General features: G+C 69.7%; 14 protein-coding genes. 5 read left to right on the plus strand and 9 right to left on the minus strand.

Features of this window, described 5'->3' with window-relative positions; all coding sequences use genetic code 11:
• Position 1: 1 nt before the first annotated feature.
• Complete coding sequence (locus ACIGZJ_RS01175) at positions 2–1,288, minus strand: hypothetical protein (RefSeq protein ID WP_396455344.1); 1,287 nt, start codon at positions 1,286–1,288, stop codon at positions 2–4.
• Positions 1,289–1,521: 233 nt separating this feature from the next.
• Here ACIGZJ_RS01175 and ACIGZJ_RS01180 point away from each other — a divergent pair, with 233 nt between their 5' ends.
• The 4 genes from ACIGZJ_RS01180 (at position 1,522) to ACIGZJ_RS01195 (ending at position 3,163) form a co-directional block, all read left to right on the plus strand.
• On the plus strand, positions 1,522–1,923 hold the full coding sequence (locus ACIGZJ_RS01180; protein ID WP_396455345.1) for an ATP-binding protein: 402 nt from the start codon (positions 1,522–1,524) through the stop codon (positions 1,921–1,923).
• Positions 1,924–2,161: 238 nt separating this feature from the next.
• Positions 2,162–2,425 (plus strand): hypothetical protein, encoded by a 264-nt coding sequence (locus ACIGZJ_RS01185; RefSeq protein ID WP_396455346.1) that lies wholly within the window; start codon positions 2,162–2,164, stop codon positions 2,423–2,425.
• Positions 2,422–2,709 carry a hypothetical protein gene (locus ACIGZJ_RS01190; protein WP_396455347.1) on the plus strand — a complete coding sequence of 96 codons (288 nt, stop codon included), beginning with the start codon at positions 2,422–2,424 and terminating at the stop codon, positions 2,707–2,709. The genes ACIGZJ_RS01185 and ACIGZJ_RS01190 overlap by 4 nt, the downstream gene beginning before the upstream one ends.
• Positions 2,710–2,932: 223 nt before the next feature.
• On the plus strand, positions 2,933–3,163 hold the full coding sequence (locus ACIGZJ_RS01195; RefSeq protein WP_396455348.1) for a hypothetical protein: 231 nt from the start codon (positions 2,933–2,935) through the stop codon (positions 3,161–3,163).
• Between the two features lie 287 nt (positions 3,164–3,450).
• Here the strand turns inward: ACIGZJ_RS01195 and ACIGZJ_RS01200 are convergent.
• Both ACIGZJ_RS01200 and ACIGZJ_RS01205 read right to left on the minus strand, forming a co-directional pair.
• A protein-coding gene (locus ACIGZJ_RS01200; RefSeq protein ID WP_396455349.1) for an IS5 family transposase occupies positions 3,451–4,282 on the minus strand; the annotation gives its coding sequence in 2 pieces (ribosomal slippage) (positions 3,451–3,924 and positions 3,926–4,282; 831 coding nt in all).
• A 45-nt stretch (positions 4,283–4,327) separates the two neighbouring features.
• The gene (locus ACIGZJ_RS01205) at positions 4,328–5,797 is read right to left on the minus strand and encodes a P-loop ATPase, Sll1717 family (protein WP_396455350.1); all 1,470 of its coding nucleotides are present in this window, start codon (positions 5,795–5,797) and stop codon (positions 4,328–4,330) included.
• 533 nt (positions 5,798–6,330) lie between these two features.
• Here ACIGZJ_RS01205 and ACIGZJ_RS01210 point away from each other — a divergent pair.
• Positions 6,331–6,588, plus strand: coding sequence for an antibiotic biosynthesis monooxygenase family protein (locus tag ACIGZJ_RS01210; RefSeq protein ID WP_396455351.1), 258 nt, complete (start codon positions 6,331–6,333; stop codon positions 6,586–6,588).
• Positions 6,589–6,701: 113 nt separating this feature from the next.
• On the opposite strand, the gene ACIGZJ_RS01215 is transcribed toward ACIGZJ_RS01210, so the two are convergent.
• The 6 genes from ACIGZJ_RS01215 to ACIGZJ_RS01240 form a co-directional block, all read right to left on the minus strand.
• On the minus strand, positions 6,702–7,832 hold the full coding sequence (locus ACIGZJ_RS01215) for a CU044_5270 family protein (RefSeq protein ID WP_396455352.1): 1,131 nt from the start codon (positions 7,830–7,832) through the stop codon (positions 6,702–6,704).
• Positions 7,829–8,467 (minus strand): RNA polymerase sigma factor, encoded by a 639-nt coding sequence (locus tag ACIGZJ_RS01220; protein ID WP_392927415.1) that lies wholly within the window; start codon positions 8,465–8,467, stop codon positions 7,829–7,831. The genes ACIGZJ_RS01215 and ACIGZJ_RS01220 overlap by 4 nt, the downstream gene beginning before the upstream one ends.
• Positions 8,468–8,572: 105 nt before the next feature.
• Positions 8,573–9,472: an ECF transporter S component gene (locus ACIGZJ_RS01225; protein WP_396455353.1), complete on the minus strand. Its 900-nt coding sequence runs from the start codon at positions 9,470–9,472 to the stop codon at positions 8,573–8,575.
• Positions 9,469–11,169: an ABC transporter ATP-binding protein gene (locus ACIGZJ_RS01230; protein WP_396455354.1), complete on the minus strand. Its 1,701-nt coding sequence runs from the start codon at positions 11,167–11,169 to the stop codon at positions 9,469–9,471. The genes ACIGZJ_RS01225 and ACIGZJ_RS01230 overlap by 4 nt, the downstream gene beginning before the upstream one ends.
• Positions 11,166–12,305 carry a CbiQ family ECF transporter T component gene (locus ACIGZJ_RS01235; RefSeq protein ID WP_396455355.1) on the minus strand — a complete coding sequence of 380 codons (1,140 nt, stop codon included), beginning with the start codon at positions 12,303–12,305 and terminating at the stop codon, positions 11,166–11,168. Before ACIGZJ_RS01235 ends, ACIGZJ_RS01230 begins: the two co-directional genes overlap by 4 nt.
• 201 nt (positions 12,306–12,506) lie before the next feature.
• Positions 12,507–13,190: an SCO2322 family protein gene (locus tag ACIGZJ_RS01240; RefSeq protein WP_396455356.1), complete on the minus strand. Its 684-nt coding sequence runs from the start codon at positions 13,188–13,190 to the stop codon at positions 12,507–12,509.
• Between the last annotated feature and the right edge of the window lie 35 nt (positions 13,191–13,225).

Raw genomic sequence — 13,225 nt, forward strand, 5'->3', positions numbered from 1 at the left:
ATCAGCCTGTCGAAGGTCGAGAGGGAGCGGTGCCGCTCATCAGCTTCAAACGGTCCGTGAAGGTGGCGACTTCGGACACGGTGCTCCACCGCTGGAGGGCCTTGTCGGCGGCGGACAGCTCCGCCATCGCCCGCGCCGACTCGGTGTCGATGGCGATCGACAGCGCGCGGTCCGCCGCTGCGGCAGCCTGCTCCGGCTCGCCGGACACGGCATAGGCGCGTGCCAGTCGTGAGAGGTACACGCCCTGGTCATTGCGGTAGATCGGCGGCAGGATCTGAAGCTCCGCCTCGAACATGCTTACGGCCGTCTGCGCATCGCCGAGTTCGATCAGGCAGTTCGCGCGCTGCATCTCGATGTAGGTCGGGGTGCAGTACGCCAGATCAAGGGCGTCGTCCGCATGTGAGTCGTCCGGTTCGGCGGCGAGTTCGTGGGCCTCGTCGAACTTCGCCTCGGCGAAGCGCAGGTTGCCCATGAGGGCGTGGCCCTGGGCCTCCTGCTGGGCCGCGAGAGCACGGATGCGAAGCGTCGCGCCGGCCGACCGCTGGGCAGCGCGGGCAAGACTGACGGCCTTCTGCGTGTTGCGTTGAGCGGTGGCCTGGTTGCTCTTTCGGAAGAGCACGTAGGCGGCCATGACGTCGTCGCCGGTCTCCTGCGCCCACTCCATGGCGCGGTCCGACCAGTAGAGGGCCTGGCCGAAGTCCCCGAGATCCTGGTTCAACCAGCCCCGGAACTCCGCGGTACGGGCGCCGATGGTGAGGAGTTCGTCGCGAGAGCGGCCGCCGACGTTCTGCTGGAGGCGGTCGAGTAGCTGGACGTGCCGGGTCACCGCGTCGAGTGCGTGGCGGGAGCCGAGCAGATTCGCAGCTTTGTAGTGACCGGGCATAAGGCTGCGTAGATGGCTGACGAGGAAGTCGGGGTCGATCGGTGCGCTGAGCCCCTGCCCACCGATGGACGGCTCGATCGATCGCGGCCGGGCCTGTGGGGCGGCGGGTGCTTCCTGCTCCCATTCCAGAGAAGCCAATCCGAGCATGTGTCCAGGGATGTGCAGCCCGTCCGCGATTCGCTCGATGACATCGATCTTCTCGATCTTGGGCTTGCCCGCCATGACCTCGCCCACGCGGCTCGGCGTCATGTCACAGGCGCGGGCGATGAGTGAGGGATAGACCCCGGCCAGCTTGAGCAGCCGGAAGATCGTGGCGAAGTCTCGCCTTCGGCAGGCGACGATCATCTCCGGGTTGGAGAGCAGGCCCGCAGGAAGTCGGTCCGGTACGCGCGCCTCGATCACCACTGCCCCCGCTGTCGATCAGCAGTCACTACAAGCAAGTTGATTACATGTGAGTTTACCCACATTGGGTAACCAGCTCGGGTACGAAGTCCGCGACCCCTCCCGGCAACCTGGCGTCAAGGGCCGGAACATCCAAGTTCGGGCCGCCCTTTGGGCGTCGGGAGGCGGTGCACGTGATCAGCTCGGGGAACTCTCCCGACGGCTCCGAACCCTACAAGCCGGCCGTCGGAATACCTGTGTTCGAGGCGAAGCTTGCGCGGCACAGGCGGTCCGCCGCGGTGGCCAGGAACCACCTGCGCGAGTTCCTGCAGAACATCCCCGGCGGCGTGGCCCTCATTGGTGACGGCCAGCTGGTGCTCGGCGAACTGGTGTCCAACGCGGTGGTGCACGCGCGGGTTTCGCCCGGGCGCGAGATCGCCGTCCGGTTCGAGGTGGTGTGCGACCACCTGCGAATCGAGGTGCACGACGCGAGCAGCGAGAAGCCCGCGATCCGGCGCGCCAACGACCCGGGCGACCTCTCGGGGCGCGGGCTGCACCTGGTGGAAGTCCTGTCCCTGGAATGGGGCTTCGAGCCCCGGCCCGAAGGCATCGGAAAGATCGTTTGGGCCCTGGTGGGCCCGGAAGGCGGTGTGGAATGAGCAGGCAGGCGCCCGGAGCGGCGGCGCGGTGCTTCTCCTGCGGCGCGGGGCTGAGGAAGGCGCTGACCCGAAGCATCGTGGTGAACGGCCAGACCGTCGGTGTCCACCGGTGGCACCAGCGCCGCACGGGGGAGGTGTCGGGGAAGTGACGCCGTTCGGAGACCAGGCTGGGCCGCGGACGGAGCTTGTCCTGGTGGACGGTTCCGGGCCGGAGGCTGACTCCCCGTACCCCTTCCCGGTGATCGCGGAGGTTCGAGGTGTCACCGCGGCCGCGCGCTTCAGCAAGCTTCCGGACGCGATGGCCGCGCTCCTGAAGACGCTCGACGTGCTTCCGCTCAGCCCGGACCAGCACGGCTACTTCGCCGAGCTGTTCGGGCCGTCGGAGCTGCCGTCGGTCGGGCACCGGCTCGCGACGCATGGCGAGGTGCGGGCCCTGGCCTTCCTCGACTTGACCCCGACTGTGGTCCGTCTGTACCCCGCAGGTCCCGGGATGGCCCGGTGATCCGGCACCTGCGGGCTTGGTGGGACCGGGCTTCGACCTGGTGGCTGCTGGACGGCCAGTTCTCCTGGTCGATGCGGGTTGTCTCGCAGGGTCGGCGGGCCGCGCACCGTGACGCGGTGGCGTGGTACGCCGAGCCTGGGTTCGCTGAAGACCAGCAGTTGATACTCATGCGGCAGATCTGGCGGGAGACGGCCGGCGTTGACGATCCGTTGCTCGACCTGAGCGAGGCGGAGCTGTTCCGGCGGATCTTCGGCTGCGAGGAGCCGACTCGGGACCGCACCTGACCTGATCAGGGACAACTGAAGACGTGCCGGACCACCCGGGACTTTGGCGGGGTGGGGATGGTCCGGTGGGTCAGAGCCCGATGCCGATGGCATCGGACTCCTCGGCACGTCCGTGCACGGGGTGGCCCGTTCGGTTCTTGAGCAGGGGAGTTGAAGAGCAGTTGGACGGGGACGACGACTTCGGTGCGGAGTTGGCCGCGAGCCTCGACCCTGACGTGTGGGCATGGCTACCGGGGTGGACTACGCGGCCGGCTGGAGAACCGCCCGGCGGACAGCGGACGAGCTGAATGGGTTGCTGGCGCTCTGCGGGGTGGACCGCTCGACCCTGCGAGCTATCGCCGACACTGATGCCCAGGGCGCGCCGGTGGTCCGGCTTGAGGGCATCGCGGAAGGATGGCTGAGCCTTGAGGAATTGTTGTGCCTGGCCGCCCACACGCGTGATGAGTTGGCTTAGCTGAGTGGGGCCAGCCTGCACTGGCCCTACCCGTTGGCTCTTAGTCCCGAAGCAACCTGGGTACTTGATCGACGTGGGTCAGAAGCACCGCTGACCTGCGCTGAGAATCCCCTGACGTCCCTGACTGTTCGCTTGAGTCCGGGGGCGTTGTACCGCAGTTAGACACTCAGCTGCCGGACTGGGCAGGCCCGCCTGTTCCGACGCTGGCGTGCGCGGCTCCTTCGGAAAGACATGGACTGCCTCCCTTGCAGGGCAGCTAGGGCGTTTCTTTTGGATCAGCGGGCGGATCAGATGAAGATGCCCGCGATGTGGAGTCCGGCTTGGAAGACGGTGGCGGTCTTCTCGTAGTGGGTGGCCAGGCCTCGCCAGTTCTTCAGGCGGTTGATGCAGCGTTCGACGGTGTTGCGCTGCTTGTAGGCCTCGCGGTCGAACGCCGGCGGGCGGCCTCCGTGCCGGCCTCTGCGCTTGCGGTTGGCGATCTGGTCGGCGGGCTGCGGGATGACCGCGCGGATCCCGCGCCTGCGCAGGGGCTCGCGGATGGCCCGGGACGAGTAGGCCCGATCGGCCAGGACCACGAGGGGCCGGGTACGTGGCCTGCCAACCGGCCTCGGCACCCGCAGGGCGGCCATGACGTGCTCGAACGCGGGCGCATCGCCGGCCTGGCCGGGTGTGAGGTGGAAGCACAGCGGGCGGCAGCGGCTGTCCGCCGCGAGGTGGATCTTGGTGGTCAGCCCACCGCGGGAGCGTCCGATGGCGTGGTGGTGCGGTTCGTCGGCCGGGGCCCCTTTGACGGGCCCCGGCCACATGCCGGTGGGCGCGCACGATCGTGGAGTCGACCGAGACGACCCAGTCCAGGTCGCCCTCCGCGTCGGCCTGGGCGAGCAGGGCGGTGAAAACCCGCTCCCACGTGCCGTCGATCGCCCAGTTCCGCAGCCGGGTGTAGACGCCCTTCCAGGAGCCGTGCTCGGCGGGCAGGTACACCCACTGCGAGCCGGTCTCGAACTTCCACGCGATCGCGTCGATCACCTGCCGGTGATCGCGCCATCGCCCTCCCCGCTTCGGCGTCCGATCCGGCAACAACGGCTCTATTCGCGCCCACTGCGCGTCAGTTAACGGCACACCAGACCAACGATCCGATGATCGGAAAGAAACGCCCTAGGGGACTCAGGCCACATTGAAGACCTTCCAGAGTCCTCGGTGGAACTGCATGTCTTCCTCGTAAGAGAGAGACGCGAGAGGGTTCCGATACTTGAACCGATAGTACTGCTCGTAGCCGCCTGTCGCACCGCCAGGCGTCACATTTCCAATAAAGCTGCTATCAAATAGGGCAGCCAAGACGTTCTCAAGGTCGAACTTATCTTTGAAGCGTGCGTCATTATCCACTTTGGCGCGAAGCTCGGCATACGTGAATTGACGCTTTCGCAATGACCCCAGGAGATCCTCGATTCGACGTACCTGCTCGGGGTCGAAATAGGTATTAAGCGCGTCTCTGAATTCGCCAATGAAGTATGTGGCAGAGTATTCGGTCGTCCCTGCCTTGACGGTGTCTTCTGGGATGGCCCCAGGAGCCGCCACGTGACCCTTGACGATTTTCAGTAGCTGCAGTAGGTCGCGAGGCGTATGGCGAGTTTGGAGGAGGATGAACTCTACGGCATCGCGGCCACCAATTTTATCAGGGAAGAACTCTTGGAAGATATTTGCGCAATTCCTATCTACGAGGCGAGCTCGCAGATTGGCGAGCTTAACGAGATGTGTTGCCTGGAAGTCGCGAGTATTCTGATACCAGTTCAACTCCAGGCCGTCATCACTTCGGATTTTTCCTGCGCGCGGGAGCATCAATCGCGAATATAGGTCGGTCCTGCAACACACGACGATTTTTACCGGGGCGCCAGACGAAGAGAAAAGCTCATTCAGATCCGCAGCTGCTTGAATGAGTCCACCCAGAAGTGAGCTTCGGCTCTCCTGGATCAAGGAGATATCGTCGAGGCCGTCAATAAACAGATAGTGCTTCCGCTGGCTGCGGAACGTCGATGCCACGTCCCGTAGGTAGGTGATCCAGTCATCCAAGGTGCTGGCGTCGGTGCTACGATTGAATTCTGCAGATACGTTGGCAACCCTTTGGGGTAGACCTGCAGAAGCTGTCACCTTGTTGGTCCGAAGGCGCTTCATCTCTGAGGGATGCTGAGGCGTGACGCCGTATTTCTCAAGCTGCTCCTGGGCTGCTCCGACTGATTTACGATGCTTCCGCTCGGCCTGGCCGTCTTTGGCGAGACTGGCTGTCACGTGAATCAGGAGATGAAGCTCCCAAACGAATCGATGGCGGATGTGAGAATCGATCGAATCGGGGACTACTCCCCGGAATTCCTTTAGGGGGAGCCGGTCGATGTGGATCGCGTCAGGCACGGAGTATAGGGCCGGGGAGTCGTTTGCTAGCAGCCGTAGACGGCTCGCGATCGCAGATTTCCCAGATCCCTTGTATCCTAGAAGTAGGAATTCGTGAGAACTTAGAACTCGGTCTTCAATTCCGCCGAGATCGTAATAGCCTTCCCTGAGCAGCTTCGGGGCTCGCTGAAATTCACTCCCAGCGTCAGAGTAGCCAAAGTCGAAGCTTCGAAAGTCCCCAATTGCCACCATGGCGAGATGCTAGCACTTCGGGACGTGAATGGGTCTGGCTCGGCAGAATCAGCTGATATTAAGGCGTGCGGAGGGTCGAACGTCGTGGCGGCGTTGGCGACCCGCCCCCAGCCACGGCGGGGTCTGATACCTCACCTCGGCACCCGGCCGGCAGCCCGCTGGCGCGGCCAGGGCCGCGCGCAGGCGCGCTGTGCGCGCCCTTGAGGTTGGCCAGCGTCCCTTCGAAGACCGGGCGATGGCGCGGTAGATGACTTGGCCGTCCGGCAGTCTGACCCGCTTGCGCTTCCACGCGCTGGTGTCGGGTCCCTCGTAGGTGTGGACGTAACGTCGCCGCGGCTCTCGACGAACTGCCGGGCGTCCTTCTCTAGTTCGTCGCGGCCCTTGATGTCCCGTCCCGTGAGAAGGACGAATCTCCGGCCCGCTGCCGCGCTGTCCGGATCGGATTCCTTACCTGCGGCGGAAGTTGAGTCGGCGTCCACCTCGAAGGAGAGGCGGACCAGTCCGGACCAGTTCTGCCCTGTCAGATCGCCCCAATGGGCGCGAGTCACCAGGTCTTCGGCCATGGGCGCAAGGTACATCTGAAGAGGTGCTGCCCGGTCGAGGGGACCGACCAGTACCTCGTCTACACCCGCTGGCGTGACGAGGCGTCCTTCCAGGCCTGGATGGAGGGCCTGATGAAGGCGGCCCACCAGAACGGCGGCGAGGGCGAGGCCCCGAAGCGTCCCGCGGCCTCCGGCTCCACCCTCTGGTCCTTCGACGTCGTCCAGTCGGCCGGCCCCAAGAACGCCTGAGCCCGCTCGGTCACTGCTCCTTTCCTGCACTTCGGGCCCTTCCCCCTGCCGGGGAAGGGCCCGAAGTGCTTGCTCGGTCGCCCGTGATGGGACAGCTGGCTGTGGGGATGGGCTCAGGCGGTGCCGCCCGGGGTGGGGCGTTCCTTCTTGGTGTTGACGACGGCCCGCTCCAGGACGGCGGTGCGTTCGGTGACCGTGCCGGGCTTGATGTTGTTGACCTGCTTGATCTGGACGCCGCGGCTGCCCAGGTAGGTGAAGGTCGTGCGGTCGAAGACGAGCTCGATGCGCTCGCCGGTCTGCTCGTCCAGGCGGGCCAGGGCGAGGCCGGTGCGGCCGGCGGCGTCCTGGGAGTTCTGGACGACCACCACGCCGGGGATCTTTGCGGCGGCCTGGTAGAGCGCGGCGGCGTTCGGGCCCGGTACGAGCTGCTCGTTGATGATCGACTTGATCGTCTCGAACGCCTGCTGGTCCCGGTCGCGCGGGCCGCCGGCGGTCGTGTAGATGGTCTTCAGCAGCTGGTCCGGGTCGGTCGGCTGGGCCTTGAGCCAGTTGTACGACAGGGCGAGGGCCTCGCCCGGGATGTCCTTGCCGTTCACGGGCTTGGAGTGGGGGTTGTCGTTGCCGAGGCCGATGCCGCCCTCGTCCTGGTAGCCGGGCTCGTCGAGCCAGCCGTTGAGCGCGTCGGCGGACTTCCAGATCTCGCGCTGGTGCAGCGGCTGCACCCACGTCCTGGACTCGTTGGTGTCGGCGTTCTGCGAGTAGGACAGGTAGGAGACCTTGCTCTTGATGTAGATGAACTGGCCGGGCTTCGGCTCCGGGATCCCCTGGGTGCGCACGGCGGCGGCGATCTGCTGGGCGGTCGCGACGAGTTGGAGGCTGCTGCCCTCCTCGACCTGGACGACGGGCGCCTCCACGGAGGCCGTCTTCGTGCGCGGTGAACTGATTCCGCTGGTCAGCGAGTTGACGGCGACGACGGCGGTGAGCGCGGCGGCGGCGACCGGGACGGCGATCAGCAGGGCGCGCCGCATCGGCCGCTTCGCGGGTGCGGGTGCGGGTACGGCCGTGGGCGCGGGAGTGCGGATCTCGTTCAACAGGTGCTCCTCGAACAGCAACTGGCGGTCGAGCGGCATCGGAGGGATCGACGGGGCCGGCAGCAGCCGGGCGAGCTCCGCGTGGTCCGGCTCGCTGTGGTCCAAGTCCGTGTGGTCCAGGGGCTCGGTCCGCTTCCAGAACTTGCGGGTCATCCGTACGTCTCCTCGTGCGACTCGTACGACCGGGCCGCGTAGGTGCGGCCGCCCTGTTGTTGTCCGGGGCGCGGAAGCGGTTCCCGGTTCTTCTTCAGTTCCTGTCCGGCGAGTTTGCGCAGTCGCGTGCGGGCGCGTGAGAGGCGCGAACGCACGGTACCGATGGGGACCCCGAGGGCGGCGGCGGCCTCGGCATAGCCCAGTCCGGACCAGACGCACAGCGTGAACACCTCGCGCTCGGTGCGGCGCAGTTGCTTCAGTGCCCGCTGGGCGGCGGCGAGTTGGTCGGCGTCGGCCATGCGTCCGACGAGTTCGTCGGAGAAGTCCGGGACGGTGTCGCGGGCGGGCAGGCGCCCGAGGGCCGCCTGGTGGCGGCGTGCGGCACGACGGGTGTTGCGCAGCACGTTGACGGCGATGCCCATCAGCCACGGGCGCGGGCCGGCCTCGTGGTCGAGGAGCCGGTCCCGCAGCCGCCAGGCCTCCAGGAAGGTCAGCGAGACGACGTCCTCGGCGAGGTCCCGGTCGCCGCTCACGCGGACGGCGTACCGATGGACCAAGGGCGCATGGTCACGGAAGAGTTCCCTGAACGCCTCGGGATCCCCCGTGCGTATCCGGGCGTGCAATGTGTAGTCCACGAAGTGCCTTGTCCGTCGCAGTACCTCGGTTCCGGTGACCTGGCTCACACCGGGGAGCCCAAGCAGTGCGCCCCTGACCTGGCGTGGCGGTGTGCGGGACGGGTGTCAGGACTTGGGCGGGGTGAACTCCACCGGGGCGGCGAAGGCGGCGCGGCGGGTGGCTCGGCGGAGGGCACGCAGGACGGGGGTGCCGAGGGTGAGGCAGAGGACGACGGTGAGGACGGCGCGGGGGAGGTCCCAGCCCAGGGAGGTGGTGAGGCAGTAGGCGGCGAAGCGGACGAGGTTGGTGGAGGCCGGATCGCCGGGGACGAAGGAGATGGAGCCGGAAAGCCCGGCGATGTAGGGCCAGCCCTGGAGGTTCATGATCGTGCCGTAGAGGATGGAGGCGGTCGCGCCGTACCCGGCGAGCAGGGCGAGTTCGCGGCGGCCGCGCAGGGTGGCGGCGCCCGGGAGGAGGCCGGAGCCCAGGCAGACCCAGCCCATGGCGAGCATCTGGAAGGGCAGCCACGGGCCGACGCCGCCCGTCAGTAGCGCGGAGGCGAACATCGAGAGTGCGCCGAGGACGAAGCCGAAGCCCGGACCGAGGACCCGGCCGGCCAGCACCATCAGGAAGAACATCGGCTCCAGGCCGGCCGTCCCCGCGCCGAGCGGGCGCAGTGCCGCGCCGGCGGCGGCCAGGACGCCGAGCAGGGCGACGGCCTTGGCGTCCAGGCCGGGTGCGCCGCCGCCCGCCGAGCGGCCCTCGGAGATCTGGGCGACCACCACGGCGAGCAGCAGCGGCAGGAGCAGCGCGAACAGCCAAGGGGCGTCGGTGGCGTGGCCGACCAGGGCGGACCGGGTGGAGGCGAGCAGCGGCCAGCCGAAGCCGGCCACGCCGACGGCGGAGGTGAGCAGCAGCGCGATGGCCGAACGGCGGCCGAGCGGGACGGGACGGGCCAGCGGTACCGGTACGGCTGGGGGGAGGCCCGGCAGTACGGACCTGGGGCGTCGGGTCGGCGGGGTCATGCGGGCTCCCCGTCGGCGAGGGCCGCTTCGACCTGGTGGACGGTGAGCCAGGGCGAGGGTGCGAGGATCTTGGCGACCTGCGGGGCGAAGGCGGGGGAGGAGACCACCACCTCCGCGGTCGGGCCGTCCGCGACGATCTCGCCCTCGGCCAGGATCGCCGTGCGGTGGGCGAGTTCGGCGGCGAGTTCGACGTCGTGGGTGGCGAGCAGGACGGCGTGGCCGTCGGCGCAGAGCCCGCGCAGGATCTCCACCAGTCGGCCCTTGGCGGCGTAGTCCAGCCCGCGGGTGGGTTCGTCGAGCAGGATCAGCGGCGGGCGCGCGGTGAGCACGACGGACAGGGCGAGGGTGAGCCGCTGGCCCTCGGACAGGTCGCGCGGGTGGGTGGCGTCGGCGATGCCGGGCAGCAGCCGTTCGACCAGGGCCCGGCAGGTACCGGGGTCGGCGCCCGCGTCGGAGTCGGCGGCGGTGCACTCGGCGGCCACGCTCTCCGCGTACAGCAGGTCGCGCGGGTCCTGCGGGACGAGGCCGGCCCGGCGGATCAGTTCGGCCGGGCGGGTGCGGTGGGGGGTGAGGCCGCCGACCCGGACGGTGCCGGCGGCGGGGGCGTGCAGCCCGACCAGGGCGCCGAGCAGGGTGGACTTGCCCGCGCCGTTGCGGCCCATCAGTGCGGTGATCTCGCCGGCGTGCAGGGTGAGGTCGACCCCGCGCAGGGCGGGGACGGGACCGCGCCGCACCGCCAGCCGGTGGGCGACGGCGACCGGCTCGGGGGCGGGGCGGGGCGCGGCTGGGGCTCCGCGGGGTGCGTCGACAGGCTGGCGGGGTGTCTCGGTGGGCGGGCGGGGTGTCGCGGTGGGGCGGTGCGGTGTCTCGGTGGGGTGGCGCCCGTCGAGGCGGGTGCGCAGTGGGCCGGCCTTGCGGCGGGCGTCGCGGACGGAGAGCGGCAACGGGTGCCAGCCAGCGAGTCGGCCGAGGCCGACCACGGGCGGGTGCACCGGCGAGTGGGCCATCACCTCCGCGGGATCGCCGAGGACGGGGGGCGCGCCGCCGCCGGGCAGCAGCAGGACCTGGTCGGCGTACTGGACGACCCGCTCCAGCCGGTGCTCCGCCATCAGGACGGTGGTGCCGAGGTCGTGCACCAGGCGCTGTAGGACGGCCAGCACCTCCTCGGCGGCGCCGGGGTCGAGTGCGGAGGTGGGCTCGTCCAGGACCAGGACGCTCGGGTGGACGGTGAGCACCGAGCCGATGGCGACGCGCTGTTGCTGCCCGCCGGAGAGCGAGCCCAGTGCGCGGTCGCGCAGATCGGCCAGGCCCAGGAGGTCCAGCGTCTCCTCGACCCGGCGCCGCATCACGTCCGCCGGAAGGCCCAGGGACTCCATGCCGTAGGCGAGTTCGTCCTCGACCGTGTCGGTGACGAAGTGCGCCAGCGGATCCTGGCCCACCGTGCCCACCAGGTCGGCGAGTTCGCGCGGGCGGTGCTCGCGGGTGTCCCGGCCGCCGACGGTGACCCGGCCGTGCAGCGCGCCGCCGGTGAAGTGCGGGACGAGGCCGCTGACGGTGCCCAGCAGGGTGGACTTCCCGGAGCCGGACGGGCCCACCAGCAGGCAGAGTTCGCCCTCGGGGACGGTCAGGTCGACTCCGCTCAGAGCGGGCGCCGCGGCGTCGGCGTACTGGACGGAGACCTGCTCGAAGGTGATCACGAGGCCCTCCGGGGCGGGTTCGGGGTGACGAAGGCCGGGAGCAGACCGAGCAGTACGGCGAGGACGGCGGCCAGCGGCAGGGTGGGGGCGGTCGGCGGGACGACGGTGGGTGCGAAGGCGGCCGGGTCGCGGGAGGACAGCCAGATGGTGAGCGTGGCAACGGCGGCGCCGGAGCCGGCCGTCAGCCATTCGGGCAGCGCCCAGGGGTCCGGCCGGTAGCGGGTTCTGATGGAGCGCTTGCCGCCGAGCAGCAGGCCGGTGAAGGCGGCGGCCAGGCCGAGCAGCAGGACCGGCAGCGCCCAACCCGTGCCGCCGGCGGTGAGCAGCCCGTACGCGGCGAGGCAGATCCCGAGCAGGCCGGCCAGGGTGAGGGCGGCGGTGGCCCGGGCGAGGCGTCGCGGTACGTCGGCGGTGCGGCCGAAGCCCCGGGTGTCCATCGCGGCAGCCAGTGCGACCGAGCGCTCCAACGCGCCCTCCAGGACGGGGATTCCGACGCTCAGCACGGCGGCGATGCCCCGGTCGGTGCGCCCGCGCAGTCGGCGGGCGGCGCGCAGTCGCTGGACGTCGGCGATCAGGTTCGGCGCGAAGGTCATCGCCACCACGACGGCCACCCCGGCCTCGTAGAGGGCGCCGGGCAGGGCGCGCAGCAGTCGGGCGGGGCTGGCCAGGGCGTTCGCGGCGCCGACGCAGACCAGCAGGGTGGCCAGCCGCAACCCGTCGTACAGCGCGGCCAGCAGGCCCTCCACGGTGACCCGGCCGCCGATCCGCACGCCCTGCGCCCAGGCGGGCAGGGGGACTTCGGGGAGGGTGAAGAGGACGTGCGTCCCGGGGATCGGCGAGCCGAGCAGGACGGCGAAGAGCATCCGGATGCCCAGTACCAGCAGCCCGAGCCGCAGGAAGGCGCCGTAGGAGCGGGACCACGGTGCGTCGCCGCGCCGGGCGGCCACCACGTAGCCGGCGACTGCGGCTAGGAGCAGCAGCAGGAGGGGGTTGGTGGTGCGGGTGGCGGCCGCGCCCAGACCGAGCGCCCACAGCCACCAGGCGCCGGGGTGCAGCTGCCGGGGGCCGGCGGGCGGGCGGGTGGCCCGTGGCGTGCGGGGTGGGCGCGGGGCGCGGGGGGCACGGGGTGTGGTCACGGGGAGGGGTCCAGGTCGGGGCGGGGAGGGGTTCGGAGTGGGAAGTCGGGCTGGCCGACTTCCCACTCCGGGTGCCGCGTTTTTATGTAGACCGGTCTACTTATGTAGACCGGTCGGTATATTCGGGATATGTAGACCGGTCGGTATATGAGGCTCGGGTGAAGTCCTCGTGAATAGGTAGACCGGTCCACATATTTTTGCTCAGCCCCGGCGGCGGCGCGCTTGCCAGACGGCCCCGGCGGCCAGGGCGGCGACGAGTGCGCCGCCCGCGATCAGGCCGATGTCGGGACCGGCACCCGGGTCTTCGCCGGAGCCGCCCGGAGCAGTGCCCGGGCTGCCGGTGCCCCCGTCTGTGCCCCCACCCGACCCGCCGCCCGCGAGCTGGTCGCCGCACCCGGCCTTCGGGTAGCCGGCGATGGCGCAGAGCAGCCCGTTGGTGTCGTAGCGCAGGGGCGGCACGACGGCGGCCAGCACCTCCGCCGAGGTGGCGGAGGCGGGCACGCGGGCGCAGGCGGTACGCGGTCCGGGCGGGGTCTCGCCGGAGGGGGCGTCCGCGCCGGTGCCGAAGTCCAGCACCACGGCGACCCGCTTGCGCCCCGGCTGCCCGGGAGTGTCCGCGCAGATCGCGCCGAAGTCCCCGGGCGCCCCGGGTCGGGCGGCGTCCTGTCCGCCGTCCGGGCTGACGGCGAAGCGCCAGCCGTCCGTACTGCCGTCCGGTGGGACGTGGACCGACGGGCCCTGCTGCTGGTACGTCCAGGTGTCGCCGGACCACTTCCAGAACGACCAGTACCGGTACCCGGCGGCCTGCGCCGGCGCCGCGCCGACCACGAACAGTCCGGCCAGCAGCCCCACGAGCACGGCCACCACGGTCGAGCGAAGGGTCACCCGGGCCACCCCCGTCCGGGACGCGTCGACCCCCG

Source organism: Kitasatospora sp. NPDC052868 (assembly GCF_044547105.1).
Classification (GTDB): domain Bacteria; phylum Actinomycetota; class Actinomycetes; order Streptomycetales; family Streptomycetaceae; genus Kitasatospora.